The organism is Streptomyces sp. NPDC050161 (genome assembly GCF_044460025.1).
Classification (GTDB): Bacteria; Actinomycetota; Actinomycetes; order Streptomycetales; family Streptomycetaceae; genus Streptomyces.
Genome location: NZ_JBITJM010000002.1, coordinates 444,644 through 469,975, shown reverse-complemented (window position 1 = coordinate 469,975; position 25,332 = coordinate 444,644). Strand labels below are relative to the sequence as shown.

The window sequence follows — 25,332 nt, the reverse complement described above, 5'->3', positions numbered from 1 at the left end:
GGGGATTCCCCCGACGCGGCCCCTACGGGAACGGTCAGGGACGGTACGAGCTGACGTAGCCCGCGCCCGGACTGCCGACGCCGGTGACGACGTCATAGCCGACGCCCGCGTGCAGCGAGCTGTCCTTGCCCAGGCTGCGCAGCGTGGTCGAGGTGCCCTTGCCGCCGTCGATGCCGTTGACGTAGTCGACCCGGACGACGGCCAGGTCGCGGCCGGCGCCCAGCGGGTGGTCGGTGACGTCGTGGTAGGCGGAGGTGCCGTAGCGCTGGTAGATGCCGGGGTTGGCGAAGCCGATGGGGACGCCGTGCCTGGCCTGCTGGGCCAGCGCCTGGACACCCGCGATCACCGGTGCGGCGAGCGAGGTGCCGCCGATGCGGTACTCGTCGTAGCCGAGCTTCCCGCCGGGCAGCGTCTGGGTCTGGCCGACCAGGAAGCCGGTGTTGGGGTCGGCGACCGCCGCGATGTCGGGGACGGTGCGCATGGCGCCGCCACCGTTCGCGCGGGCCAGCCCGTCCGGGACGATGCCGCGCTGGTAGAAGGGCTGCGCGACGGTCTTGCTGGTGCCGCCGCCCGCGCCGCCGTTGAACTCGCCGGGGAATCCGGTCCAGTCCTTGCCGTCCTTGGAGAGCACCGCCTTCTGGGTGCCCCAGCCGGTCTCCCACTGGTACGTGCGGTTCTTGCCGACGGCGAGCGAGGTGCCGCCGACCGCGGTGACCCAGGCGGAGTTCGCCGGGGTGTCCACCTGCTTCGTACCGGTATTGGCCACCTCGTCGCCGTTGTCGCCGGAGGAGAAGTAGAAGCCGATGCCCTGCACCGCGCCCTGCTGGAACACCTGGTCGTACGCGGCTGCCACGTCGGGGGTCTCGTTCGCCTCGATGTCGCCCCACGAGTTGGAGACGATGTCGGCGAGGTGCCCGTCGACGATCTTGCCGAGCGAGTCGAGCAGATCGTCGTCGTTGCAGGAGGCGGCGCCGACGTAGACGACGTCGGCGTCGGGCGCCACCGCGTGCAGGGCCTCGACGTCGAGGGTCTCCTCGCCGTACCAGCCGGCCGCGCCGCACTCCTCGATGCGCGAGTAGTCCGCGGGCAGCACCTGGGACAGCTGCCCGCGGCGGTAGCGCGCGTCGCCGTTACGGGAGGCGTACTTCTGCGCGTCACCGGCGATGGTCGGGGAGGCGTAGGCGTCGGTGATCGCGACGGTGACGCCCTTGCCGGTCCACTTCTTCGCCCCGTAGGCGGCGCGCAGTTCCTTGCCGGTGTAGCCCTTCACCGCGTACGACGCCTTGGCCCCGTAGGCGGACGGCAGGTGCTTGTCGGTCTTGGAGCCGAAGTACGAGGAGAACGGGCCCGCGTTGCGGAAGACGTCGGACGGCGGCGGCAGCTCGGTGGAGTGGTGCCGGGCGAGCCGGGGTGCGTTGTCCAGGCCGGTGACGGTCAGCACGGCGTCGGACAGCGCTCCGGGCGCGGAGGCGGTCGCCGACGGCGCGTGGTAAGTGTGGCCGTCCTTGCGGTAGTTGTGCAGGTCGGTGGCGAAGGCGCGCTCGGCGGCCGACGCGTCTCCCTTGACCGTCAGATAGCGGCTTCCGGTACCGGTGACCTTCAGACCCGACGATTTCAGCCAGTCGGTCACCTTGGCGATCTGCTCGTGCGTGGCGCCGTATCGGGCCTTCACCTGGTCAGGGCTCAGGTACTTCCCGTACGACGCGGAGTGCGGGTCGGACACGGCCCTGGCGTACGCGGCCAGGCCCTTGGCGTCCCGGCCCGCGAGGTAGACGCGGGCGGTGACGTCCGTGGAATCAGAGGTGGCGCCCCGGTCCGCCTGCCGGGTGGCCCAGGCGGGCTTGGTGCCCTGGAGCGTGTGCCGGCCGCCGTCGTGGCCCGCGGCGTCGGCGGCGGGCGCGCCGAGCGCGAGCGCCCCGGCGACCAGCGGCAGCGTCGCCGCCCAGGCCAGTCCGGTACGCGCGCGCAGTGCTCTGGTTCGGCTCGATCTCATGTAACCCCCTGCTGTGGCGATGCGGTGCGGTCGTGGTGGCGCGACGCACAGTGCCTCACGAGCGGTGAATGCGATGGATGTGACATTCACGCGATGCGCCACTCTTTCGGTGAACGATTCATGTCAGGGGCATGCGATCACCAAGAAGAGCCCAAGGAACGACAAGATAGCGCCAGAAATGCAGGGAATGGTGGGGTATTGGGCACCCAACACGGCATGTGACGCCATTTTTTGATCGGGAGTCAGCGAATGGCTGACCGGAACTGGGCACCGAAGCACCGCATTTCACCCTGCCCCGCCCGGCCCGGCCGGACCGCGGATCATCCGCGGCACAGGAGCCCCGAGCGAGACGGCTACGACCGCCCTTTCACCCGCACCACGACGCACCCCTCACGAGGCCACGGCGCCGACCACACCCCACCGCTCCCCCGGGGCCGATCCGGCACCCTTGACACCTGACGCCCCCCATGAGATCCACGCCACTCCACCCCACCTGTGACGCCTCTCACGCGAGCCACAGCGGCAAGGGCACTCCCCCGCTATGGCGCCGACGCTCACACCCGACTCTCCGCCCACAACGCACAACAGAGCGGGCCGTCCTCATCGGACGGCCCGCTCTGAATCCTGTGGAGCTAAGGAGAATTGAACTCCTGACCTCCTGCATGCCATGCAGGCGCTCTACCAACTGAGCTATAGCCCCAGGTCTTGCTCCGCTGCGGTCTCCCGCGGCGACATCGACTACATTACACGGCCCTCCCGGGCTTCTGCCAAATCGCTTCTCGCAGGGCCTCCGCCGGGGCGCGCGGTACTGTCGGCGAGCCGTGCCCGATTCGTCCTGGGGAGCCGTACGCCGTGACCACGCTGGAGCTGGAGCAGTCCACCGACCCCGGTGGTCCCGGCCCCCGCAAGGGTTTCATCCGCCGCCACCCGACGCTGTCGGCAGCGGTCGGCTGCACCCTCTCCTTCGCCGTCTTCTGGGTCGTACAGCGCCTCGCGCACGTGACCATGATCGACCTGATGGTCTACCGCGCCGAGGGCTGGACGGCCCGCAACGGCGGCAGCCTCTACGACATGGTGGCCACGTCGGCGCACCTGCCCAACACCTATCCGCCCTTCGCCGCGCTGCTGTTCACCCCCCTGACGCTGGTCGACGTGCCGACCATGCGCACCCTCGCCACGCTCGGCAACCTCCTGCTGCTGGTGGCCGTCGTCCATCTCTCGCTGCGCCTGGTCGGCCGGCCACGGCGCATGCCGCGCCCCGCGGCGGCGCTCGCCCTCTCCGCGCTGCTGGTCTGGTGCGAGCCGGTGTGGACGACGCTGCGCTACGGCCAGATCAATCTGCTGCTCGCCGCGCTGGTGCTGTGGGACCTGACCCGCAAGGACACCAACCGCTGGGCGGGCATCGGCATCGGCATCGCGGCGGGCATCAAGCTCACGCCCGCGCTCTTCGCGGTCTTCCTCGCCGTCGCCGGCACCGTGCGCGCCGTGCAGCAGCTGCGTTCCGGTGCCGGGGTGCGCGGGATCCGGAACCCCTGGCTGCGGCAGGCGGCCGTCGCCACCGCGACCTTCCTCGCCACCGCCCTCCTCTCCGCGCTCGCGCTGCCGCGCGACGCGCAGCGCTTCTGGACCGAGACCGTCTTCGCCGCCGACCGCGTCGGCGAGGTCGAGATCACCGCGAACCAGTCGCTGCGCGGCGCACTCGCCCGGCTGCTGCACACCCACGATCCGGGCTCCGCCTGGCTCGTGGCGGCCGTCCTGGCCACCGCGCTCGGGCTGACGCTCGCGGTGTGGGCGCTGCTGCGCGGCGACCGTGCCTGGGCCGCCGTCACCTGCGCGGCGACCGCACTGCTGGTCAGCCCGATCTCCTGGTCACACCACTGGGTGTGGTGCGTGCCGATGCTGATCCTGGCCGGATCCGAGGCCCTGCACCGCACCGGCGGCAGCGCCCGGCGCCGCGGCTGGGCGGCGACCGCGGTACTGGCCCTGCTGTTCTCCAGCTATGCCCTGTGGTGGGTGCCGCACCGCTGGCACCACCACGAGGAGCTGCACCAGAACACCCTCCAACTCCTGCTGTCCGACGTGTATCCGCTCGCGGGGCTCGCGCTGTTCGGAGCGGCGGCGCTCCGGCTGTGGCGGCGCGGCGGGCCGGGTGGCCGCGGGGCGCGTGGTCATGACCGCCGCCCGTCCGACGACGCGGGCGCGCCGGTGTCTTCGAAGGCGTGACGTCGAAGGGCCGCGGCACGTCGGCGTTCCGGCGCCGCGGACCGCGGCGTCCCGGTGCGGCAAACGGGCCGTCAGGCAGCCTTCCCCATCGGCTTCCAGAGCGCAGCCGAGGCGTAAAACCCCGGTGTGCTGCGCCAGTTCGGCGGCGGCTTCCCGCGCGCCCGGTTTCCACCGCGTCGGGCGCCCGGCGTCCTCGGGTGGTGTGGTGCGGTCAGGTGTGATGTCCGTAGCGCTCACGATGCGACCCCCGTGTCGCGTCCCCGTGCCGCCGGCCGCTTACGGCGGCGGCTCCTGTCCACGACAACGCCCGGGAAACGCCCCGGAGTTCCGCCCCGGCGGGAAAATACCGGACCGCGAGCAGACGGCGCACGAGGGCGGTGGTCAGGCCCTGGCGAAGGAGTAGAAACGCTTCAGCGTGCAGTGCTCGTCCAGGAGGCGCCCGTAGATCGGCTCCCCCTCCAACTCGCGGTAGGTCTCGATCGGATCGCCTTTTATGACCAGCGCGCGGGCGCATTCCTCGCACCAGTACTGGTAGTCGGCGTTGAGCGGTTCCATGTCACGGACGATCGGCGTACCGCTGCCGCACCAGTCGCATTTCCTGCTGTGAGCCCCCATCAGTCAGCTCCAACTGTGGCCGCAGGCCGTGCAGACGAACGAGACGCCGCCGTTGTCGCCCAGCATCTGGGCGACATGGGCCGAGCCGCAGGAGGGGCACTGGAGGGCGGGACCGCGGCCACGGCGGGTGTCGCCGGGACGGTCAACGGGGCAGGTGAAGCGGAGCGCGTATTCCGGCAGCCAGTCATAGCCCTGCGCCTCGGCCACATCGAGCAGGTCGTTGACCTCCTCGAGGATGCTCGTGGGCATCGCGTTTTCTCCTCCCCTGCCGGCGCCGTCCGATTCTGCCACGGACCGCCGAGCGGGGCAGTCCCGTCGTCGTCCGCGCCCACCGCCTCTCGGCGGCCTCGCGCCCACCGGGGCGGGCACCCTCATCGAACCTGCCCCCGGCGCCGCTCCCGAACCGTCCGTGGACGACCCTTTTCGGGAGCTGCATCCCGAAAAGTGGCGGCCTTCCGGGGCGGCACGGAGTTCCGGCCCGGCCCAGGGAGCCGGACGGGAGCAGAGTCCCCACACAGCAATGATCCCGCCTTCTCGTGATCCGGTGGCGGGCACTGGATCCGTGAGAGACGGGATCATCGGGGTTGTGGAGCTAAGGAGAATTGAACTCCTGACCTCCTGCATGCCATGCAGGCGCTCTACCAACTGAGCTATAGCCCCGGGTCTTGTTCCGCCCCTCCGGGTTTCCCCCGGTGGCGCCGCGAACAAGAAGAACTCTAGCCTGCGACCTGCCCAGATGTGAAATCCAGGTGTCCGGCCCGGCCCCCGGGCGGTCAGTCGTCGTCGCCCAGGACCGGTTCCGGCAGGGTGCCGGCGTTGTGCTCCAGCAGGCGCCAGCCGCGTGCGCCCTCGCCGAGGACGGACCAGCAGCAGTTCGACAGCCCGCCGAGGCCCTCCCAGTGGTGGGCTTCCAGGCCGAGCAGCCGCCCGATGGTGGTGCGGATCGTGCCGCCGTGGCTGACCACGACCAGGGTGCCGCCGTCGGGCAGCTTCCCCGCGTGTTCGAGTACCACCGGGGCGGCCCGGTCGGCGACCTCGGTCTCCAGCTCGCCGCCGCCGCGCCGCACCGGCTCGCCGCGCTTCCAGGCCGCGTACTGCTCGCCGTACAGGGTGACGATCTCCTCGTGCGTCAGCCCCTGCCAGGAGCCCGCGTAGGTCTCCCGGAGAGCCGCGTCGTGCGCCACGTCGAGCTGGGTGAGGTCGGCCAGCTCGCCGGCCGTCGTCGCGGCCCTCTGGAGGTCCGATGCGACGATGGCGTCCGGCTTCAGGGCGGCGAGCAGCCGGGCCGCGCGCCGGGCCTGGCCGACGCCGGTCTCGGTCAGCGCGATGTCCGTCGAGCCCTGGAAGCGGCGCTCCAGGTTCCAGGCCGTCTGGCCGTGCCGCCACAGGACGATGCGACGGCCGCGGCCCGCAGTGGTGCCGTTCAGTTGAACTCTCCCTCTCCGTCGTCCGCCGTGGACTCGGCGTGCGCGGCGGCCTTGCCGCGGGTCTCCTTGGCGTCCTCGGGGAGGTCGATCTCGGGGCAGTCCTTCCAGAGGCGTTCGAGCGCGTAGAAGACCCGCTCCTCGCTGTGCTGGACGTGGACGACGATGTCGACGTAGTCGAGCAGCACCCAGCGGGCCTCGCGGTCGCCCTCGCGGCGCACCGGCTTGGCGCCGAGGTCCTTGTTGAGCCGTTCCTCGATCTCGTCGACGATCGACTTGACCTGGCGGTCGCTGGGCGCCGACGCCAGCAGGAAGGCGTCGGTGATCGAGAGGACGTCGCTGACGTCGTACGCGATGATGTCGTGCGCGAGCTTGTCGGCCGCTGCCTGAGCGGCGGCGTTGATGAGCTCGATGGAGCGGTCCGTGGCGGTCACAAGCGGCTTTCGGGTCGAGGGAACGCCGTCCGGCCGGGGCCCTGGGCCCCTGGCGACGCCGCCCAGGAGGGCGGCCGGATCGGCTTCGTATACCCCTCAAGGGTCTCACGGCCCACCGACACTCCCGTCGGTGTTTTCGATTACCCCGGCCGGCTCCCGCGCGGGAGCCGGCCGTCCGCCCGCCGTCAGCCCTTGAAGTCCTTGCCCAGGAGGACGGTGATGTCCGCGTTGGCCGCACCCTTGGCCTTGGTGACGGCGCCGTCCGGGAGCCCCAGTGTCTTGGCGACCTCCGCGGCCTTCTCCTTGTCGGCGTCGTCCGCATAGGTCACGTCCGACGTGCTGCCCGGGGCCGCGGCCGTCCCGCCGTCGACGAAGGTGTAGCCGCCGTTGACCAGCGCGACCTGCGCCTTGCCGGTGGCCCTGGCGTCCCCGGTGGCGTTGCGCACCGAGACCCGCGGGGTCGCGTCCGGGTCGGTCTTCTTGACCGTGCCGCCGAGCACATCCTTGACGACGGTCTTCGCCGCCTCCGGGCTGAGCGTGCCGTTCTGCTGCACGGGCAGCAGCGTGGTCCCGTACGCCCCGGTCTTCGCCAGTTCGGCCCGCTGCGCGAGGGAGCTGCCCAGCTGGGCCTCGGTGAGCGGCGGGTCCAGTACCTGGAGGAGCGATTTCACCGTGGCGGTGGCCCCGTCGGCGTCGCTGGAGACCTTCTTCAAGGTGGCCTGCATGACCTGCCCGAAGCGCTCCAGTTGCTTGCCCTGACTCTCGCCCGGCCCCTGGTAGGTGGCGTACGCGACCGCGGACTGGCCGTTCAGCAGCCGGTCGCTGCCCGGCTTGACCAGCGGCGAGTCGCCCTTCTTGGCGCCCGGGACGGTGGCGTTCGTATCGACGCTGATGCCGCCGACGGTCTCGACGAGGTTCTCCAGATACGGGGTGTCAAGCCGCCAGCTGGCCTTGAGGTCGGCGCCCAGGAGGGTGTTCAGGGAGTCCCTGGTGGGCTCCGTCCCCTCGTCCTTGACGGACTTGCCGAGCGTGGTGGTGGTGCCGTCGTCCTTGGAGACGACCAGGTTGTTGGGCAGCAGGACGGTGGTGCCCTTGTCGGTGGTCTCGTTGTCCACCAGGAGGGCGGTCGAACTGTTGCCGGTCTTGGTGTCGCGCAGGTGGACGACGAGCACGTCGCGCTTCTGCCCCGCGCCCGCGGCCGTCCCGGCGCCGTCGGCACCGTTCAGCCCTGGCAGCTTGCCCGCCCACCAGAGGTAGCCGACGCCGCCGATCACCAGGAGGGCCAGCACCACCGTCAGCGCGACGACGCGGCTGCGCCCGCGGCGCTTGGCCTCCTCGCGCCGCTCGGTGCGGCTCTCGGTGAACTTCAGCCAGTCGATGACGTCTTCGGAGTCCTCGTCCGGCTCCTCGATGAACGAGAACTGCTCGGTGTGGTACTCCGGGCCCGCGGGACCTGAGGGCTCGGAAGGCGCCGGCGGGGCGTCCGTCACGGGGCCCGCGGCCTCCGGGGCGCGGCGCTGTTCCGGAGGCCGCGGCTGCGTCTCCTGGTGCGCCTGTTCGTAGCCGGTCGCCCGGTAGCCGGACACCTCGTCCTGCTGCGGCCGGCCGTAGTCCTGCTGCGGGTACCCCTGGCCCCCGTAGGGCTGCTGCTCGTACGGGGGCGGCGGGGGCTGCTGGGGGATCCACTCCTGCTGCTGTTGCTGCTGGTGGACCTGTTGCTGCTGTGGGTGGCCGTAGGGGTCGTACCCCTGAGGGTTGCCCGGCTGCGGCTGCCCGCCGCCGTACGGGTCGTAGCCGTACTCCTGCCGACCGCCGTAGGGGTCGTGGCCGTACTCGGGCGCGGGGGCGGGCGCGACGGGCTGTCCGTACTGGTCGTAGCGCTGCTCATAGGACTGCTGCGCGGCGTCGTGGTACACGGGCCGCCCGTAGGCGTCATAGGTGTACGCCTGCTGCCCCTGGGCGTAGGGATCCTGGGCATACGGGTCCTGCGGCCCGTAAGGATCCTGTCGGTCGCTCACCGGTGCCCCTTTCCGTCCGCCCCGTCAGCTGTCGTTGCGGTAGAGCTGCTTCTTGTCGATGTAGCGCACCACACCGTCGGGCACGAGATACCAGACCGGTTCGCCCTGGGCGACGCGTGCTCGGCAGTCGGTCGACGAGATGGCCAGCGCGGGCACCTCGATGAGGGACACCGCGCCCTCGGGCAGCCCGGGGTCGGCCAGTATGTGGCCGGGCCTGGTCACCCCGATGAAGTGCGCGAGCGAGACCAGTTCCTCGGCGTCGTGCCAGGTGAGGATCTGGCCGAGCGCGTCCGCGCCGGTGATGAAGAACAGGTCGGCGTCGCGGTGCAGTTCCCGCAGATCGCGCAGGGTGTCGATGGTGTACGTCTTGCCGCCGCGGTCGATGTCGATGCGGCTGACGGAGAACTGCGGGTTCGACGCGGTCGCGATGACCGTCATCAGGTACCGGTCCTCGGCCGGGGACACCAGCTTGTGGCTCTTCTGCCACGGCTGCCCCGTCGGGACGAATATGACCTCATCGAGGTGGAATTGGCTGGCCACCTCGCTGGCGGCGACCAGGTGTCCGTGATGGATCGGGTCGAACGTGCCGCCCATCACTCCGAGTCGCCGCTTCACGGGCCCTGTGTGCTCTCCCATGCGTGCAGACCCTACTGGGCGGCGCGCGATGCCGGGTGCCGGGGCTCAGCGGTCCCGGTTGAAGCGGGTGGTGATCCACAGCAGGAGAATCAGGACAACCAGGGCGCCGCCACCGGTGACGAACGGGCTGAGGCTGTTGTGCTGGCCACCCTCGGCGAGGGGAACCAGGGACTGTGCGGTGCTGTGCAGGGTCATCGTCGGCGGACCAATCCGGGCTGGGGGCGGGCAGAGACTTCCGCCACATCGTATGCGGCGGTCCCGCGCGACCTCACGCCGACTCCGCTCCGGAGCCGGCGGACCGTCGTCGGAGAGGTCAGTCCTGCTTGCCGTAGCCGCGCAGCAGGAACCAGGCCATCAGGGCCGCGCCCACGACACCGACGACGATCACGGTGCGCAGCAGCCACCCGGGGCCCTGGGTGTGGGAGGAGACGGCGAGCAGGACGCTCGGAATCGGCATGGCGGGTCGCTCCCCTTTGTGCGGGCCTGTCGGTCATGTGGTGCGCTCGCCAGCGTACGCCCGAGCATCCAATCGGGTGTCAGTGGCGTCCTCTAGTCTGAAACCACGCAGTCGAACAGGGGGAGGCCCCAATGACGGAGAGCCCAGACGGCGGCAGCGAACGCGTACCGAGCAGGGACCGCAGGCGGTTCCCCGGCATCTCGTCGCGGTCGTACGAGCACCCGGCGGACCGCTCGGCGCTGGTGGCGCTGCGCAAGCTGAGCGGGTTCGACACCGTCTTCAAGACGCTCAGCGGCTTGTTGCCGGAGCGCAGCCTGCGGCTGCTCTTCCTGTCGGACTCGGTACGGGTGAGCGAGCAGCAGTTCACGCACCTGAACGACATACTGCGCGACGCCTGTCACATCCTGGACCTGGAGAAGGTCCCGCCGATGTACGTCAATCAGGACCCGCAGCCCAACGCCATGTGCATCGGTCTGGACGAGCCGATCATCGTGGTGACCACCGGCCTGGTCGAGCTGCTGGACGAGGAGGAGATGCGGGCCGTGATCGGCCACGAGGTCGGCCACGCCCTGTCCGGCCACTCCGTCTACCGCACCCTGCTGCTCTTCCTGACGAAGTTCGCGCTGCGCGTCGCCTGGATCCCGCTCGGCAACGTCGCGGTGATGGCGATCGTGACGGCGCTGCGCGAGTGGTTCCGCAAGTCGGAGCTGTCGGCGGACCGCGCGGGCCTGCTGGTCGGGCAGGACGTCCAGGCGTCCATGCGCGGCCTGATGAAGCTGGCCGGCGGCAATCATCTGCACGAGATGAACGTCGACGCGTTCCTGGAGCAGGCGGAGGAGTACGAGTCGGGCGGTGACCTGCGCGACTCCGTGCTGAAGATCCTCAACGTCCTGCCGCGCAGCCACCCGTTCACCACGGTGCGGGCCGCCGAGCTGAAGAAGTGGGCGGCCAGCCGCGACTTCCAGCGGATCATGGACGGCCACTACCCGCGGCGCGACGAGGACAAGGACACCTCGGTCTCCGACTCGTTCCGCGACTCCGCTTCGCACTACGCCGACTCGGTGCGCAACAGCAAGGACCCGCTGATGGGCCTGGTGCGTGACATCGCGGGCGGCGCGGGCGATCTCGGCGGCAAGCTGCGGGACACGGTCTTCCGCGGCGGTTCACGGCCCGGCGATTCCGGCGGCGGCGCCGACGGCGCGGACGGTGCTAACGGGCCGGGTGGCTCGGGGCCGGCAGGGAAGTAGCGTCGAGCCGGCCGCAGAGCGCGGGGTTCGCCCGCTGGTGTGAGTAGGGGTCGGTGCCCGCCGGCCGGGCGTTTCCCGCGTCCTGGCCGGCCAGCAGCGGACGCAGCACACCGGCCTGGGCGGTGCAGGCCATCGGCCCTGCCTGCGTGCTGCTCTGGACGACCTCGAGCCGGTGGTCGTCGAGGTCGGCGCGGCTGAGGCGGAAGTGCATCTCGCGCCGGACGGTGAAGAGCGAGGTGGCGCCCGGTAGGGGCCGCCCGGTGCCGTTGTCCGCCCGCTGGGCGCCCTCGTGGGTGGCGCGCACGGCGTAGACGAAGGTGTAGTCGGCGGTGACGTCCAGCGCGTCGGGGCCGCTCTCCGACGCGGCGAGGGTGCCGTCGACGCGTACGTCCCGGTCGGCGAGCGCGGTCGTGCGGGGGTCGAAGCGCACCAGCCAGCCGGTCGCGGCGTGGTGCCCGTCGTCGGTGGGGCGGGCCAGGCTCCGGTCGAACTGGTCGAGCTGGCCGGTGTCCAGGAGGAGCCGCACGGGCCGTACGGATCCGCCGGTGAGGGTGGCCGGGTCGATCGAGGAGCGGACGAGGTAGTCCTTGGCGATGCTCATCGCGGTGACGATCTGGCTGTCGGAGAAGTGCCGGGTGCGCTCGACGGTGGGCAGGTTGACCCCCGCCGCGCCGACCCGGAAGTGCGCCGCCGGGCTGTGCGCGATGAGGTCATCAGGGGCGCCGCCCGGCACCTTGCCCGGCGGCGTGAGCGGGATGACGGCGGACCGCAGGGCCTGCACCTTGACCGGGTCGGGCGTCTTGTACGGGTGGCGTACGCCCATGTAGATGGCGGTGCCGAAGGCGAGCACGATCAGCAGCACCAGCAGCAGGGCCTGCCGGGATCCGGCGGCCCGCAGCCAGGGATGGCGGGGCCGGACTGCGGGCGCGTGGTGCTCGCCCAGTCGCTCGTCGGCGGAGAACTCCTGGAGTCGGGCAGCCCGCACGAACGACTCGTCGAAGACAACGGATCGGTATTCGTCCTCACCGCCTCCCGGGGCGCCGTTGGGCGTCCCCTCGGGAGGGTCACCTCGCCCGGTCATACAACAAGGGTAGGTCGGTGAGGCGGTGGGTAAACGCCCCGGGGCCCGGCAACTTCGGCGGACGGTGCGCCGCGACCTGCCGGGCGCGGCGCCCGCGGGCCGTGCGCGGGGGCCTGTGCGCCGGGGCGCGGCGCCTGCCGGGCCGCTCGTCGGCCGGGCGGTCGGTCAGTGCGGCCTGGGCACGGCGGAGGCGGACGGCGGGGCGGATCCGGCCGACGCGGAGGGGGGCAGCCCCGGGCGTCCGCTCGCGGTGGTGCCTCCGCCCTGGGTGCTGTCCACGCCGCTGGATGCGGGCCGCGGCGCCGGGTTCGGGGCCTTGCCCGAGGCTCCGCGGTAGACGGCGGCGAAGGCCAGCGCGACCAGACCGACGCCCATGACCAGCGCGAGCACCCAGGCCACCGGGCGGTGCCAGCGGGCGGTCCGGTAGGGGCGCAGCGCGCCGCCGTAGGGGCCGTACGGGTCGTAGGGCGCGTACTCGTCGTAGGTGTCGTAGTCGTCGGCTTCCGGGTCGAAGCCGTCCGGATCGCGGCGGGCGCGACGGCGGGCGCGGGTGCCCGGTCCGCCGTCCAGCCCCTCGGGGCCTTCGTGGTCGGGGCCGAGGCCGGGTCCGGGGCGGGCTTCCGCCTCGGCGCGGGCCTCGGCGGCGGCGAGCAGTCGCTCGACGGCCGAGGGTTCATGGATCTGCGCGGCACGGACGAAAGCCTCGTCGAAGACCACGGAGGCGAATTCTTCGTCCGCGCTTCCGTGGCTCCCGTGGTCGTGCTCGTCGGGCTGATCACCGTCCGGGAACGGCTTGCCCCCCACGTCGTCCGGCACCCGTCCAGGGTAGCCCCGGCGGGTCGTTTTGGGCAGGGATCGCGCGGAATCCGGCGGGCGGTCAGCGGGTGTGGCCGTCGCCGGTGACGATGTACTTCGTGGAGGTCAGCTCGGGCAGGCCCATGGGGCCGCGGGCGTGCAGCTTCTGGGTGGAAATGCCGATCTCGGCGCCGAAGCCGAACTGGCTGCCGTCGGTGAAGCGGGTGGAGGCGTTGACGGCGACGGTCGTCGCATCCACCAACTGGGTGAAGCGACGGGCGGCGGCCTGCGAGGTGGTGACGATGGCCTCGGTGTGGCCGGACGTCCAGCGGCGGATGTGTGCGACCGCCGCGTCGAGGTCGGGCACCACGGCGGCGGCGATGTCGTACGAGAGGTATTCGGTCGCCCAGTCCTCGTCGGTGGCGGGGGCGACCAGGCCGGGGCCCGCCTGCTGCCAGGCGGTGTCGCCGTGCACGATCACGCCGGCCTGGGTGAGCGCTTCGAGGGCGCGCGGCAGGAACGCGTCGGCGATCCCGGCGTGTACCAGGACCGTCTCGGCGGAGTTGCAGACGCTGGGCCGCTGGGCCTTGGAGTTGATCAGGATGTCGAGCGCCATGTCGATGTCGGCGGCTTCGTCGACGTAGACGTGGCAGTTGCCGGTGCCGGTCTCGATGACCGGCACGGTGGACTCCTCCACGACGGTGCGGATCAGCGAGGCACCGCCGCGCGGGATCAGCACGTCGACCAGGCCGCGGGCGCGCATCAGCTCGCGCACCGATTCGCGGCTCTCGCCGGGGACGAGCTGGACGGCGTCGGCGGGCAGCCCGGCGCTCTCGACGGCGTCGCGGAGCACGTCGACCAGGGCGCTGTTGGAGGCGTAGGCGGAGGACGAGCCGCGCAGCAGCACGGCGTTGCCTGACTTGAGGCAGAGGGCGGCGGCGTCCACGGTGACGTTGGGCCTGGCCTCGTAGATGATGCCGATGACGCCGAGGGGGACGCGGACCTGCCGCAGGTCGAGGCCGTTGGGGAGGGTCGAGCCGCGGACGACCTCGCCGACCGGGTCGGGCAGGGCGACGACGTCGCGCACGTCGGCGGCGATGGCGGCGATCCGCTCGGGGGTGAGGGTGAGCCGGTCGACGAGCGATTCGGCGGTGCCCGCCGCCCGCGCCTTGGCGACGTCATCGGCGTTGGCGTCGACGATCGTCTGCGTACGGGCGACGAGGGCGTCGGCGATGGCGAGCAGCGCGCCGTCACGGGCGGTACGCGGCAGCGGCGCCAGGACGGCGGCTGCCTCCTTGGCGCGGGTTGCGGTCTCGATGACGGGCGAGGTGGGTGATGCGCTGCTGGTCATGGGCGGCAGCCTAGCGAAACGACGGCCGGTGGCCGGGGGCGGTTCACGGAACGGGACGGCTGCGGGACGTACTCGGGACGGGTGCGGGACGGCGGGGACGGCGCAGGGGCGGGCCACAGCGCGCCGGGGAAGGCCGGCGGGACGCCCGTGGAACGGCCGCGGGAGGTCTACGGGACGCCATCGGGAGGCCCGTGGGACGCCCGTGGGCTGCCGCCCGACGAGGCGTCCCCGCCGGCTCAGTACGGATGGACCCCGACCGGTGAAGCGGGCGGCGGGCCGTAGCCCTCGGCGATGCGCTGGTGGTAGGTCTCGCGGTCGATGACCTCCAGGCCGACGATCTCCCACGGCGGCAGCTTGGCCGTGGAGCGGTGTTCGCCCCACAGCCGCAGTGCGACCGCGGCGGCGTCGTGCAGGTCCCGGGCCTCCTCCCAGTACCGGATCTCGGCGTGGTCATTGGCATAGCGGCTGGTCAGCAGGAAGGGGTGGTCGTGGGCGAGCTGTTCGAGCGCCCGCCGCACGTCCGTCAAGGGGGCCTCGGCCCCGGAGACGCTGAGCGTGATGTGCCACAACCGGGACACCTCCTGGCGCTCCGGACGCGCTGCCTCCTGTGGTGTGCCGTGCCATTGCGCGCCGGCGTCGTCCTCCGGCCGGGCGGCGGTGCTGCCCGGCCCGACGCTGGTCAGTGCGCGCTCCGCCGTCCCGCGGAGCTGTGCCCCTGGGCGCCCTCGTACCACCGGCGGCCTCCTGTGATGCGAATCGCTCCGCGCTCGGGGTGCGGAGCCGATCGGTGCGGTCGTTCCTCGGCGTGCTGCGGGCGCCGCTCATCTGCGGCGCCCCCGCAACAAAGTTGACCAGCCCGCGGGCTCTCGCGGGGGCGTTTTTACGAAGGTCCCCGCGGAAAGGCGGACCGACGGGCTCCGGCGGGCCGCCCAACCCTGTTGCCCGCAAAGCCCGTTGGGGCGTCCGGGATCAGTGGTGCAGGAGGACCAGGTCGTCCCGGTGCACGACCTCGCGCTCGTAGGCGGGGCCCAGTTCGCGGGCGAGGTCGCGGGTCGAGCGCCCTATCAAACGGGGGATTTCCCTGGCGTCGAAGTTGACGAGACCCCGGGCGACGGCCCGGCCGGTGCCGTCCCGCAGCTCGACCGGGTCGCCGGCCGAGAACTCCCCGTCGACGGAGGCGATTCCGGCGGGCAGCAGCGAGGAGTGGCGTTCGACGACGGCCTGGACCGCGCCGTCGTCGAGCACCAGCGCGCCGCGCGGGGTGGAGGCGTGCGCGAGCCAGAGCAGCCGGTCGGCGGAGCGCCGTCCGGTGCGCAGGAAGTGGGTGCCGGTCGGGCCGCCGGCCAGGGCGTCGGCGGCGTGCACGGCGGAGGTGAGGACGACGGGGACGCCGGCAGCCGCCGCGATCCTGGCGGCCTCCACCTTGGTGACCATGCCGCCGGTGCCCACACCGGCACGCCCGGCGCTGCCGATGACGATGCCTTCGAGGTCCTTGGGCCCGCTGACCTGAGGTATCCGGGAGGTGCCGGGGGTGGAGGGGTCGCCGTCGTAGAGGCCGTCGACGTCGGAGAGGAGGACGAGCAGGTCGGCGCGGACGAGGTGGGCGACGAGCGCGGCCAGCCGGTCGTTGTCGCCGAACCTGATCTCGTCGGTGGCGACGGTGTCGTTCTCGTTGACGATCGGCACGGCGCCCATGGCCAGCAGTTGGTCGAGGGTGCGGCAGGCGTTGCGGTAGTGGGCGCGGCGGCTGGTGTCGTCGCTGGTCAGCAGGACCTGGCCGACCCGGCGGCCGTAGCGCGCGAAGGAGGCGGTGTAGCGGGCGACGAGCAGGCCCTGCCCGACGCTGGCGGCGGCCTGCTGGCGGGCGAGGTCGCGGGGCCGCTTGTCGAACCCGAGGGGGGCGAGACCGGCCGCGATGGCGCCGGACGAGACCAGCACGATCTCCTTGTCCTGGTACTTGGCCAGGACGTCCACCAGGGCGTCCACCCGGTCCGCGTCCAGCCCGCCGGACGCCGTGGTCAGCGAGGAGGAGCCGACCTTCACCACGATCCGGCGGGCCTCCGCGACACCCTCCCGTCGCCCGTGCCCCTCGTCGGCCGAGGCCCCACGTGCCGCCCCTGCGTCCTGACTTGCGCCTGCCACCTGCTACCCCTGTGCTCGCCATCGTCCGCCGTACGGGCCGTCCCGTACCGCGTCCCTCTCCGCAAATCTACGGCAGGGCGCCGGCGGGCCGCGCGGGGATATCGGTCGGCGGACGGCTGCTCGCACCGGGCGACGGCCGGTGCCCTGCGGCACCGCACTTCACGTGCGCACCGTCACGTATGTCGCGTCGCGGTGATTTCCCATAAGACGGAAGTAACGCCCCGGAGGTTGCGTTCGATTGGTCCGCTTTCGCGGTGATGAGAGCCACAGCAGATTGTCACCGGAGCCAACAAGGTCATACGGTCGGGTGTCCATCGGTCCCGTTTCGCCGCCCGGCGGCGTCGCAGCGCGGGACTCGGCCGCCCCCTCGGCCTTCCCTGACCTTCTTGCTGCCAGGAGCCCTCCCCTCGTGCCTTCCCCCGGAATCGCCCCCCGCCGAGCCATGCAGCTCGTGGCGCTGCTCGCGATGATGGTCGCGTTCATCGCCCAGCTCCTCGGCGCGTTGCTGCCCGTCATTCCGCTGTTCATCGCCGCGTCCGTGGTCAACCTGGCTCTCGATCTGATCCTCCAGCACAAGCAACCGGGACTGCTCGCCGTGCTCGGCCGGATCCGGTTCGACGTCACGGTCCGCCAACTGCTGCGCGACATGCTGATACTGGTCGGCCTGCTGCACATCGACGGCATCAACCCGCTCGTCGAGCAGGCGCCGCTGACCATCGCCCTGCTGGTCTTCTACGGCACGCACTTCGTGTGCCAGGCGATCGCCGTGCTGGTCCGCAGGAGCCGCGCGCTGCCGTTCGTGACCCGGAACATCGACGCGAGCGCGCTGGGCCTGTCCGACGCGCCCCCGCGTCTCCTCTCCCGCCAGACCGGCCGGCGCCTGCTGCGCTTCTCGGTCCCCACCACCATCGGCATGATGGTGACCGCTCTCACCACGGACGCGTTCTGGGGCGGCATCGGCCTCACCGTCTCGCTGGTCCTCTCCCTCGGCGGCGGCCTCTACCTCAGCACCTGGCTGCTCCCCAAGAAGCGGGTGATCAACGAGGCGCGCGCCCTGGAGTGGCTGGACAACTGGCTGGCCGCATACCGGCCGACGGTCGGCATGTACTTCTCCGGCGGCGCCTCGTCCGCCTACCAGGCCAACATGTGGCTCTCCACCCTCGCCGACCTGGACGGCAACCCGATCATCGTGCTCCGCGAGCGCTTCATGGTGCAGAAGATCGAGGCGACGGACATCCCGATCGTCTGCATCCCCAAGGTCGCCAACCTGATGCGCCTGGAGCACACCACGCTCCAGCTCCTGCTGCACCCGGCGAACTCCGGCAAGACCTCGCAGATCCTGCGCATCCCCTCCATCAAGCACGCCTTCACCAACCACGGCGAGAGCGACAAGCTGTCCTCCTGCAACCCGTACGCGAAGGCGTACGACGAGGTGTGGGTGGCGGGACCTGCGGCCCGCGACCGCTACCAGCTCGCCGACATCGGTGTGGAGGACAAGGACGTCGTCGAGGTGGGCCGCCCGCAGCTGGCCCCGATCCGGCCGTACGAGGGCGCGCCCGCCGGCCGTATGACGACCGTGCTGTACGCCCCGACCTGGGAGGGCTGGGACGGGAACCCGGGCAACACCTCGGTGATCCTGGCCGGTGAGAACATCGTCCGCGAGCTGCTGGCCGACCCCTCGGTGCGGCTGCTGTACAAGCCGCACCCGATGACCGGTTCCGTGGACCCGCGTGCGGGCGCCGCCAACTCCCGTATCCGGGCGATGATCGCCGAGGCGAACACCAAGCGGGACGGCGCGCGCCCCGGCCCGGAGGCCGCGGCCGAACTGGTCCGCCGCCGCGACGCCCTGACCGCGCTCACCACCTCCGCGTTCCGCCCCAGCTCCGACGAACTGGAGCGGATGCGGCTCCAGGGCACGCCCCCGCAGGGCCGCGCCGCCGCGGTGGCGGATGCGGCCTCCGCCTGGGAAGAGGCGTACTGGGCGTCCTTCCCCGAGTGGGAGCACCTCGTCATCACCACCGCGCGGCCCGGCATCTTCGGCTGCTTCAACCAGGCCGACGTGCTGATCACCGACGTCTCCAGCGTGGTCTCCGACTACCTCTCCAGCGAGAAGCCGTACGCGGTCGCCAACACCTCGGGGATGACCGAGGACGACTTCCGTTCGCAGTTCCCGACGGTGCGCGCGGCGACGATCCTCACGCCGGCTGCCGAGGGGGTCGCCGACCTGCTCGACACGGTCCGCAACCCGGAGAAGGACACCCTCGCGGGCGAGCGCGCGGCCCTCAAGGAGCATCTGCTCGGCCCCTCGGACCCGCCCTCGCCGGTCCGCTTCAACCAGGCGGCGCTCGACCTCTGCGCGAAGGCCGAAGCCCGCCGGGTCCGGATGGAACACCGGCTGGCCGGGATTCCCGCCCAGCGTTCCCTGGAGGAGGCGGAGGCGGCCGAGCCGAACGGCGCCCCGGACGCTCCCGCGGCCGTCTGACCGGAGTTTTCGCACGACAGCGGGGCCCGTTCCGACGGGCCCCGCTCGCGTTTCCGACGGGCCCCGCTCGCGTTTCCGGCGGCGGCGCGGGCCCTGCACCGGCCGGGCCGCGCCCCTACGGTCGGACCATAGAATGTGAGGGACACGGCCGGGCCCCGGTGGGCGCCGGCCCGATCCGTAGAGCGAGCCAAGAGGTGTGGGATGGCGGCCGAGTGGCGCCCCGTGCGGCAGTCCCGTACGCACGAGCTGGTGCTGGAGAGCATCGAGGCGCAGGTGCTCGCCGGTGAGCTGAAGGCGGGCGACCGGCTGCCGCCCGAACGTGAACTGGCGCCCGCGCTCGGCGTCAGCAGGTCCGCGCTGCGCGAGGCGCTGCGGGTGCTGGAGACGATCGGGGTGCTGGTCGCGCACGCCGGCCGGGGCGCCGATGCCGGGGCCCGGATCGTGCGCCATCCCGATGACGCCCTCGGGCGGCTGCTGCGGCTGCACTTCGCGCTCGGCAGCTACAGCCTGGAGAACGTCCTGGAGGCCCGGGTCACCCTGGAACGCTCCAGCTTCGAGGCGGCGGCCCGCCGCGCGACGGACAAGGACCTGGCCGAGGCCGACGAGATCCTCGCCCGGCTGCGCGAACCCGGCCTGGCCGCCGCCGAGTTCAACGACCTGGACACCCGCTTCCACGTCCAGATGGCGCGCGGCTCGGGCAACGACCTGACCTCCACCCTCACCGCCGCCGTCCGCGAGTCGGTGCGCCCGCTGATCCTGCGCGCCCTGGAGGCGGCCGATGACTGGCCGGCCACCGCGGCGGCGCTCAACGACGACCACACCGAGCTGCTGCGGCTGGTGCGGGCCGGCGAGGGCACGGCCGCTGCCGACCTCGTCGAGCGGCACATCCGCGGCATCCACGGCACGCTGGTCGACGAGGCGGCGGGCGACGGGGCCGCCTGACCCCGCCCGCCCCCGCCTGATCTGTCCGGCCCGGACGGCCCGGCCCCCTCTACGGGTGCCGGGCCGTCCGCCGTTGCGCACCCCACCCCACACATCCGGGTACACCCGGCAAGAGCCGCTCTCTCGAAACCGAAAGGACCGAGAGTAGAATGGTCGGACCGTAAATTGATGGGGAGGCACTCCCATGCGTATCGGACTCTTCGCCACCTGCCTGGGGGACACCCTCTTCCCCGACGCGGTGAAGGCCACCGCCGTCCTGCTGGCCCGCCTGGGCCACGAAGTGGTGTTCCCGCCGGAGCAGACCTGCTGCGGCCAGATGCACGTCAACACCGGCTACCAACGCGAACCCGTCCCCTTGGTGCGCGGCTTCGCCGAGCAGTTCGGGGACGCGGCGATCGACGCCGTGGTCATGCCGTCCGGCTCGTGCGCCGGCTCCGTGCGCCACCAGCACGAGATCGTCGCCGAGCGGTACGGGGACCGGGCGCTGCGCGTCGCCGTCACCACCGTCAAGGCCAAGACCTACGAACTCTCCGAGTTCCTCGTCGACGTCCTGGACGTCACCGATGTCGGCGCCCACTTCCCGCACCGCGTCACCTACCACCCCACCTGCCACTCGCTGCGGATGCTGCGGGTCGGCGACAAGCCGCTGCGGCTGCTGCGCGCCGTCGACGGCATCGACCTGGTGGAACTGCCCGAAGCCGACTCCTGCTGCGGCTTCGGCGGCACCTTCGCCGTCAAGAACGCCGCGACCTCGTCGGCGATGCTGCACGACAAGATCGGCCACATCACCCATACCGGCGCCGACGTCTGCACCGCTGGCGACTCGTCCTGCCTGATGCACATCGGCGGCGGTCTGAGCCGCATCAAGGCCGGTACCCGCACCCTGCACCTCGCGCAGATCCTCGCCGCCACCCGCACCGCGCCCCACGTCCTGACGGAGGCCGTCCGATGAGCACCTTCCTCGGCATGCCCGCCACCCCGCCCCGCGCCCCGTACGGCGAGGGCAATCTGCGCGGCGACGCCGCCTTCCCCAAGGCCGCCGACGGCGAGCTGCGCAACGAGCAGCTGCGCCGCAACCTCGGCCGGGCCACCCACACCATCCGCGCCAAGCGGCTGGCCGTCACCGGTGAACTGCCGGACTGGGAGCAGCTGCGCGACGCCGGGTCGGCGATCAAGGCCGACACCATGAACCGGCTGCCCGACCTGCTGGAGGAGCTGGAACGCAAGGTCACCGAGCGCGGCGGCACCGTCCACTGGGCCCGCGACGGTGTCGAGGCCAACGCGATCGTCACCCGGCTGATCGAGGCGACAGGCAGCGACGAGGTCATCAAGGTCAAGTCGATGGCCACCCAGGAGATCGGCCTCAACGAGCACCTCGAAAGCCGCGGCATCACCCCGTACGAGACGGACCTCGCCGAGCTGATCGTGCAGCTCGCGCACGACAAGCCGTCGCACATCCTGGTCCCCGCCATCCACCGCAACCGCGACGAGATCCGGCAGATCTTCCTCAAGGAGATCCCCGGCGTCGACCCGTCGCTGGACGCGGTGCCCGCCCACCTCGCCGCCGCCGCGCGCGCCTACCTGCGCGAGAAGTTCATGACGACGAAGGTCGCCGTCTCCGGCGCCAACTTCGGCGTCGCCGAGACCGGCACCCTCGCGGTCGTCGAGTCCGAGGGCAACGGCCGGATGTGCCTGACCATGCCCGAGACGCTGATCACCGTCATGGGCATCGAGAAGGTCATCCCCCGCTACCAGGACCTGGAGGTCTTCCTCCAGCTCCTCCCCCGCTCCTCCACCGGCGAGCGGATGAACCCGTACACCTCGATGTGGACCGGCGTCACACCGGGCGACGGGCCGCAGGAGTTCCACCTGGTGCTGCTCGACAACGGCCGCACCGCCGCGCTCGCCGACAGCGTCGGCCGCGCGGCGCTGCACTGCATCCGCTGCTCGGCCTGCCTCAACGTCTGCCCGGTGTACGAACGGGCCGGCGGCCACGCCTACGGATCGACGTACCCGGGCCCGATCGGCGCGGTGCTCACCCCGCAGCTCGCCGGGATGCACGCCGCCAAGGACGACCCCAACAGCTCGCTGCCGTACGCCTCCAGCCTCTGCGGCGCCTGCTTCGACGCCTGCCCGGTGAAGATCGACATCCCGTCGCTGCTGGTCGAACTGCGCCACCAGAAGACCGAGCAGTCCGGCACCACGCCGGAGAAGCTGGCGATGAAGGCCGCGGCCGGCGTGATGAAGCGCCCGAAGCTCTACACCGCCGCGCAGAAGGCCGCGGGCCTCGGCCGGGTGCTCGGCGGCCGGGACGGCACGATCTCGCACCTGCCGCCGCCCTTCAGCGGCTGGAGCGACAGCCGGGACACCCCCGCACCGCCCCGGCAGAGCTTCCGCGCCTGGCTCGCGTCCGACGAGGGCGCCGCCACCCTGCAAGGCGCGGCGGACGAAGGGGCCCGGCAGCGGGCCGCGGCACACGACGACTCCGAGGAGCAGCGATGAGCGCATCGGCGACCGCACGAGAGACGGTGCTCGGACGCGTCCGGGACGCCCTCGCCCTGGCCCCCGCCCAGGAGGTGACCGTCCCGCGCGCCTACCGCACCGGCCGCACCCTGCCCGACGACCAGCGGCTCGCCCTGCTGACCGACCGGCTGGTCGACTACAAGGCGCACGTCCACACCTGCACCGCCGACGGCACCGCCGCCACCGTCGCCGCGGTCCTGCACGACCGCGCCGCCCGCCGGATCGGCGTCCCCCCGGGGCTCGACCCCGCCTGGCTCGCCGCGTACGAAGGCGAGGTCCAGGAGGACGCGGCGGACGTCCCCGCGCCCCGCCTCGACGCGCTGGACGGCGTGGTCACCGCCTCCGCCGTCAGCTGCGCCGAGACCGGCACGATCTTCCTCGACGGCTCGCCCGGCCAGGGCAGGCGCGCCCTCTCCCTCGTCCCCGACCTGCACGTCTGCGTCGTCGACCTGTCGACGGTCGTGGTCGGCGTCCCGGAGGCCGTCGCCCGGCTCGCTCCCGGCCGCCCGACGACGCTGATCAGCGGCCCGTCGGCGACCTCCGACATCGAGCTGGAGCGGGTCGAGGGTGTGCACGGCCCGCGCACCCTGGACGTGGTGATCCGCACCGACGCCTGACCTGCGCCCGCCGCACAACGGGACGGCCCCCGGGAGGAGTTCACCTCCCGGGGGCCGTCCCGTGCCACATCAGAACGGGCGGAAGCCGTCGTACTCCTCGTCGGCCTCGTCGCGCGCCGCGTCCCGGTCCCTGCGGCGCTGGGCGGCGGGCCGCGGCGCCTCCATGCGGTGGTCCTCGCCGCGCCGGCCGAGCATCTCCGCGCCGGCCGCCATCGTCGGCTCCCAGTCGAAGACCACGGCGTTGTCCTCGGGGCCGATCGCCACGCCGTCGCCGGTCCGCGCGCCGGCCTTGAGCAGCGCGTCCTCGATGCCGAGGCGGTTGAGCCGGTCGGCGAGGTAGCCGACGGCCTCGTCGTTGCTGAAGTCGGTCTGCCGCACCCAGCGCTCCGGCTTCTCGCCGCGCACGCGGTAGAGGCCCTCGGCCTCCTCGGTGACCGTGAAGCCGGTGTCGTCCACGGCCTGCGGGCGGATCACGATGCGGGTGGCCTCCTGCACCGGCTTGGCGGCACGGGCCGCGGCCACGATCTCGGCCAGCGCGAAGGACAGCTCCTTCAGGCCCATGCGTGCGACGGCCGAGACCTCGAAGACGCGGTAGCCGCGCTCCTCCAGGTCACCGCGGATCATGTCGGCGAGGTCCTTGCCGTCGGGGATGTCGACCTTGTTCAGGACGACCACCCGCGGCCGGTTCTCCAGGCCGCCGTACTGCGCCAGCTCGGCCTCGATGGTGTCGAGGTCGGAGAGCGGGTCGCGCTCGGACTCCAGCGTCGCGGTGTCCAGCACGTGCACCAGCACCTCGCAGCGCTCGACGTGCCGCAGGAACTCCAGGCCCAGGCCCTTGCCCTGGCTGGCACCCGGGATCAGGCCCGGCACGTCGGCGATGGTGTAGACGGTCGAACCCGCCGTCACCACGCCGAGGTTGGGCACCAGGGTCGTGAACGGGTAGTCGGCGATCTTCGGCTTGGCCGCGGAGAGCACCGAGATCAGCGACGACTTGCCCGCGCTCGGGTAGCCGACCAGCGCGACGTCCGCGACGGTCTTCAGCTCCAGGACGATGTCCCTGGCCTCGCCGGGCTCACCGAGCAGCGCGAAACCGGGCGCCTTGCGGCGGGCGGAGGCCAGCGCGGCGTTGCCGAGCCCGCCCCGGCCGCCCTGCCCCGCGATGAAGGTGGTGCCCTGGCCGACGAGGTCGGCGAGCACATTGCCCTGACGGTCCAGGATGACGGTGCCGTCGGGAACCGGCAGGACCAGGTCCTGGCCGTTCTTGCCCGAACGGTGGTCACCCGCGCCCGGCTGGCCGTTGGTGGCCTTGCGGTGCGGGTGGTGGTGGTAGTCGAGAAGTGTGGTGACGTCCTGGTCGACGACGAGGATCACATCGCCGCCGCGTCCGCCGTTGCCGCCGTCGGGTCCGCCGAGCGGCTTGAACTTCTCCCGCATCACGGAGGCCACGCCGTGGCCTCCGTTACCCGCGGCGACGTGCAGCTCGACGCGGTCCACGAAGGTGGTCATGGTGGGGTCCTCCAGATAACTACGGGAATGTCTCTGTATTAACACGCCGAGGGCGGACCGGCCTTCCCGCTCTCACGGGAAAAGGCGGTCCGCCCTCGGAGTGGTGCTACTGCTGAGCTGTCGCCCGGTAGCTGATTACTCGCCGGCCGGAACGATGTTCACGACCTTGCGACCACGGTGGGTGCCGAACTGCACCGCGCCCGCAGCCAGGGCGAACAGGGTGTCGTCGCCGCCGCGGCCGACACCGGTGCCCGGGTGGAAGTGGGTGCCGCGCTGGCGGACCAGGATCTCACCGGCGTTGACGGCCTGACCGCCGAAGCGCTTCACGCCGAGCCGCTGAGCATTGGAATCGCGACCGTTCCGAGTGGACGATGCGCCCTTCTTGTGTGCCATGTCTCCTCAGTCCCTTACTTCGCCGGAGCGTCGATGCCGGTGATCTTCAGCGCCGTGTGGAGCTGGCGGTGGCCGATCCGCTTCTTGTAACCGGTCTTGTTCTTGTACTTCTGGATCCGGATCTTGTTGCCCTTGTGGTGGTCCACAACCTCGGTCTGGACCTTCACGCCGGCCAGGACCCAGGGGTCGCTGGTGACCGAGTCGCCGTCGACGACGAGCAGCGTCGAGAGCTCGACGGTGTCGCCGACCTTGCTGGTCGAAAGGCGGTCAACTTCGATGACGTCGCCGACAGCAACCTTCTGCTGACGGCCGCCGGTGCGCACGATCGCGTACACGCGGAACTCTCTCTCGCTAGGTTTCGATCCTCTGATGCCAGCCGCTCACACGGGCTAGGGAAAGGCCCGTGGAATCCGAGTGGACGAGCGGCCTCCCTCGGCGAACCGAGAGGTGTTT

Annotated in this window: 24 protein-coding genes and 2 tRNA genes; 7 read left to right on the top strand and 19 right to left on the bottom strand. The window is 71.8% G+C overall.

The window, feature by feature from the left end:
• Positions 1-34 precede the first annotated feature (34 nt).
• Positions 35-1,993: a protease pro-enzyme activation domain-containing protein gene (locus ACIBK8_RS05230; RefSeq protein ID WP_399040170.1), complete on the bottom strand. Its 1,959-nt coding sequence runs from the start codon at positions 1,991-1,993 to the stop codon at positions 35-37.
• Between the two features lie 627 nt (positions 1,994-2,620).
• A tRNA-Ala gene (locus tag ACIBK8_RS05225) sits at positions 2,621-2,693 on the bottom strand.
• Between the two features lie 152 nt (positions 2,694-2,845).
• On the opposite strand from ACIBK8_RS05225, the gene ACIBK8_RS05220 reads away from it, so the two are divergent.
• Positions 2,846-4,216 (top strand): glycosyltransferase 87 family protein, encoded by a 1,371-nt coding sequence (locus ACIBK8_RS05220; protein WP_399040168.1) that lies wholly within the window; start codon positions 2,846-2,848, stop codon positions 4,214-4,216.
• 381 nt (positions 4,217-4,597) lie between these two features.
• Here ACIBK8_RS05220 and ACIBK8_RS05215 read toward each other — a convergent pair whose 3' ends face one another.
• The 9 genes from ACIBK8_RS05215 to ACIBK8_RS05175 all read right to left on the bottom strand — a co-directional run bounded on the left by ACIBK8_RS05215 (position 4,598) and on the right by ACIBK8_RS05175 (position 9,800).
• Positions 4,598-4,831 carry a hypothetical protein gene (locus ACIBK8_RS05215; protein ID WP_393680246.1) on the bottom strand — a complete coding sequence of 78 codons (234 nt, stop codon included), beginning with the start codon at positions 4,829-4,831 and terminating at the stop codon, positions 4,598-4,600.
• 3 nt (positions 4,832-4,834) lie between these two features.
• Positions 4,835-5,080, bottom strand: coding sequence for a hypothetical protein (locus ACIBK8_RS05210; protein WP_393680248.1), 246 nt, complete (start codon positions 5,078-5,080; stop codon positions 4,835-4,837).
• A gap of 338 nt (positions 5,081-5,418) precedes the next feature.
• Positions 5,419-5,491, bottom strand: a tRNA-Ala gene (locus ACIBK8_RS05205).
• A 113-nt stretch (positions 5,492-5,604) separates the two neighbouring features.
• Complete coding sequence (locus tag ACIBK8_RS05200; RefSeq protein WP_393680354.1) at positions 5,605-6,258, bottom strand: histidine phosphatase family protein; 654 nt, start codon at positions 6,256-6,258, stop codon at positions 5,605-5,607.
• Entirely contained in the window at positions 6,255-6,689 is a 435-nt protein-coding gene (rsfS, locus tag ACIBK8_RS05195) for a ribosome silencing factor (protein ID WP_393680250.1), read from the bottom strand. Before rsfS ends, ACIBK8_RS05200 begins: the two co-directional genes overlap by 4 nt.
• A 185-nt stretch (positions 6,690-6,874) precedes the next feature.
• Positions 6,875-8,707, bottom strand: coding sequence for a LytR C-terminal domain-containing protein (locus ACIBK8_RS05190; protein WP_399040167.1), 1,833 nt, complete (start codon positions 8,705-8,707; stop codon positions 6,875-6,877).
• Between the two features lie 24 nt (positions 8,708-8,731).
• Positions 8,732-9,343: a nicotinate-nucleotide adenylyltransferase gene (gene nadD / locus ACIBK8_RS05185; protein ID WP_227044962.1), complete on the bottom strand. Its 612-nt coding sequence runs from the start codon at positions 9,341-9,343 to the stop codon at positions 8,732-8,734.
• A gap of 45 nt (positions 9,344-9,388) precedes the next feature.
• Complete coding sequence (locus tag ACIBK8_RS05180; RefSeq protein ID WP_393680253.1) at positions 9,389-9,538, bottom strand: hypothetical protein; 150 nt, start codon at positions 9,536-9,538, stop codon at positions 9,389-9,391.
• A gap of 118 nt (positions 9,539-9,656) precedes the next feature.
• Positions 9,657-9,800, bottom strand: coding sequence for a hypothetical protein (locus ACIBK8_RS05175; RefSeq protein ID WP_393680254.1), 144 nt, complete (start codon positions 9,798-9,800; stop codon positions 9,657-9,659).
• Between the two features lie 131 nt (positions 9,801-9,931).
• Between ACIBK8_RS05175 and ACIBK8_RS05170 the strand changes: the two genes are divergently transcribed.
• Entirely contained in the window at positions 9,932-11,047 is a 1,116-nt protein-coding gene (locus tag ACIBK8_RS05170; RefSeq protein WP_399040166.1) for a M48 family metallopeptidase, read from the top strand.
• On the opposite strand, the gene ACIBK8_RS05165 is transcribed toward ACIBK8_RS05170, so the two are convergent.
• From ACIBK8_RS05165 to proB, 5 genes are all read right to left on the bottom strand, one after another.
• Positions 11,010-12,128, bottom strand: coding sequence for a hypothetical protein (locus ACIBK8_RS05165; protein WP_399040164.1), 1,119 nt, complete (start codon positions 12,126-12,128; stop codon positions 11,010-11,012). The genes ACIBK8_RS05170 and ACIBK8_RS05165 overlap by 38 nt on opposite strands.
• 165 nt (positions 12,129-12,293) lie before the next feature.
• Positions 12,294-12,944, bottom strand: coding sequence for a hypothetical protein (locus ACIBK8_RS05160; RefSeq protein WP_399040163.1), 651 nt, complete (start codon positions 12,942-12,944; stop codon positions 12,294-12,296).
• 61 nt (positions 12,945-13,005) lie between these two features.
• Positions 13,006-14,274, bottom strand: a complete 1,269-nt coding sequence (locus ACIBK8_RS05155) for a glutamate-5-semialdehyde dehydrogenase (RefSeq protein ID WP_399040162.1) — start codon at positions 14,272-14,274, stop codon at positions 13,006-13,008.
• Positions 14,275-14,510: 236 nt separating this feature from the next.
• Positions 14,511-15,008 (bottom strand): hypothetical protein, encoded by a 498-nt coding sequence (locus ACIBK8_RS05150; protein ID WP_399040161.1) that lies wholly within the window; start codon positions 15,006-15,008, stop codon positions 14,511-14,513.
• A gap of 235 nt (positions 15,009-15,243) precedes the next feature.
• On the bottom strand, positions 15,244-16,323 hold the full coding sequence (proB, locus tag ACIBK8_RS05145) for a glutamate 5-kinase (protein WP_399040295.1): 1,080 nt from the start codon (positions 16,321-16,323) through the stop codon (positions 15,244-15,246).
• A gap of 502 nt (positions 16,324-16,825) precedes the next feature.
• On the opposite strand from proB, the gene ACIBK8_RS05140 reads away from it, so the two are divergent.
• The 5 genes from ACIBK8_RS05140 to ACIBK8_RS05120 all read left to right on the top strand — a co-directional run bounded on the left by ACIBK8_RS05140 (position 16,826) and on the right by ACIBK8_RS05120 (position 22,980).
• On the top strand, positions 16,826-18,898 hold the full coding sequence (locus tag ACIBK8_RS05140; protein WP_399040160.1) for a hypothetical protein: 2,073 nt from the start codon (positions 16,826-16,828) through the stop codon (positions 18,896-18,898).
• Between the two features lie 201 nt (positions 18,899-19,099).
• Complete coding sequence (locus ACIBK8_RS05135) at positions 19,100-19,840, top strand: FadR/GntR family transcriptional regulator (RefSeq protein ID WP_399040159.1); 741 nt, start codon at positions 19,100-19,102, stop codon at positions 19,838-19,840.
• Between the two features lie 184 nt (positions 19,841-20,024).
• A complete protein-coding gene (locus ACIBK8_RS05130) occupies positions 20,025-20,792 on the top strand; it encodes a (Fe-S)-binding protein (RefSeq protein WP_399040158.1) in 768 nt (255 codons plus the stop codon).
• A complete protein-coding gene (locus tag ACIBK8_RS05125; RefSeq protein ID WP_399040157.1) occupies positions 20,789-22,342 on the top strand; it encodes a lactate utilization protein B in 1,554 nt (517 codons plus the stop codon). The genes ACIBK8_RS05130 and ACIBK8_RS05125 overlap by 4 nt, the downstream gene beginning before the upstream one ends.
• Complete coding sequence (locus ACIBK8_RS05120; RefSeq protein WP_399040155.1) at positions 22,339-22,980, top strand: lactate utilization protein C; 642 nt, start codon at positions 22,339-22,341, stop codon at positions 22,978-22,980. Before ACIBK8_RS05125 ends, ACIBK8_RS05120 begins: the two co-directional genes overlap by 4 nt.
• 69 nt (positions 22,981-23,049) lie before the next feature.
• On the opposite strand, the gene obgE is transcribed toward ACIBK8_RS05120, so the two are convergent.
• The 3 genes from obgE to rplU form a co-directional block, all read right to left on the bottom strand.
• Positions 23,050-24,486, bottom strand: a complete 1,437-nt coding sequence (gene obgE / locus ACIBK8_RS05115) for a GTPase ObgE (protein WP_399040154.1) — start codon at positions 24,484-24,486, stop codon at positions 23,050-23,052.
• A 135-nt stretch (positions 24,487-24,621) separates the two neighbouring features.
• Positions 24,622-24,879: a 50S ribosomal protein L27 gene (gene rpmA / locus ACIBK8_RS05110; protein WP_227044930.1), complete on the bottom strand. Its 258-nt coding sequence runs from the start codon at positions 24,877-24,879 to the stop codon at positions 24,622-24,624.
• 14 nt (positions 24,880-24,893) lie between these two features.
• Complete coding sequence (gene rplU / locus ACIBK8_RS05105; RefSeq protein WP_393680275.1) at positions 24,894-25,214, bottom strand: 50S ribosomal protein L21; 321 nt, start codon at positions 25,212-25,214, stop codon at positions 24,894-24,896.
• Positions 25,215-25,332: the final 118 nt, after the last annotated feature.

What these genes read in the sequence shown, in the direction of transcription:
- ACIBK8_RS05230 (WP_399040170.1), bottom strand. Translation starts at nt 1,993, where the DNA reads ATGAGATCGAGCCGAACCAGAGCACTGCGCGCGCGTACCGGACTGGCC.
- ACIBK8_RS05135 (WP_399040159.1), top strand. Translation starts at nt 19,100, where the DNA reads ATGGCGGCCGAGTGGCGCCCCGTGCGGCAGTCCCGTACGCACGAGCTG.
- ACIBK8_RS05180 (WP_393680253.1), bottom strand. Translation starts at nt 9,538, where the DNA reads ATGACCCTGCACAGCACCGCACAGTCCCTGGTTCCCCTCGCCGAGGGT.
- ACIBK8_RS05165 (WP_399040164.1), bottom strand. Translation starts at nt 12,128, where the DNA reads ATGACCGGGCGAGGTGACCCTCCCGAGGGGACGCCCAACGGCGCCCCG.
- ACIBK8_RS05175 (WP_393680254.1), bottom strand. Translation starts at nt 9,800, where the DNA reads ATGCCGATTCCGAGCGTCCTGCTCGCCGTCTCCTCCCACACCCAGGGC.
- obgE (WP_399040154.1), bottom strand. Translation starts at nt 24,486, where the DNA reads ATGACCACCTTCGTGGACCGCGTCGAGCTGCACGTCGCCGCGGGTAAC.
- rpmA (WP_227044930.1), bottom strand. Translation starts at nt 24,879, where the DNA reads ATGGCACACAAGAAGGGCGCATCGTCCACTCGGAACGGTCGCGATTCC.
- ACIBK8_RS05170 (WP_399040166.1), top strand. Translation starts at nt 9,932, where the DNA reads ATGACGGAGAGCCCAGACGGCGGCAGCGAACGCGTACCGAGCAGGGAC.
- ACIBK8_RS05120 (WP_399040155.1), top strand. Translation starts at nt 22,339, where the DNA reads ATGAGCGCATCGGCGACCGCACGAGAGACGGTGCTCGGACGCGTCCGG.
- ACIBK8_RS05215 (WP_393680246.1), bottom strand. Translation starts at nt 4,831, where the DNA reads ATGGGGGCTCACAGCAGGAAATGCGACTGGTGCGGCAGCGGTACGCCG.
- nadD (WP_227044962.1), bottom strand. Translation starts at nt 9,343, where the DNA reads ATGGGAGAGCACACAGGGCCCGTGAAGCGGCGACTCGGAGTGATGGGC.
- ACIBK8_RS05130 (WP_399040158.1), top strand. Translation starts at nt 20,025, where the DNA reads ATGCGTATCGGACTCTTCGCCACCTGCCTGGGGGACACCCTCTTCCCC.
- ACIBK8_RS05125 (WP_399040157.1), top strand. Translation starts at nt 20,789, where the DNA reads ATGAGCACCTTCCTCGGCATGCCCGCCACCCCGCCCCGCGCCCCGTAC.
- ACIBK8_RS05155 (WP_399040162.1), bottom strand. Translation starts at nt 14,274, where the DNA reads ATGACCAGCAGCGCATCACCCACCTCGCCCGTCATCGAGACCGCAACC.
- ACIBK8_RS05210 (WP_393680248.1), bottom strand. Translation starts at nt 5,080, where the DNA reads ATGCCCACGAGCATCCTCGAGGAGGTCAACGACCTGCTCGATGTGGCC.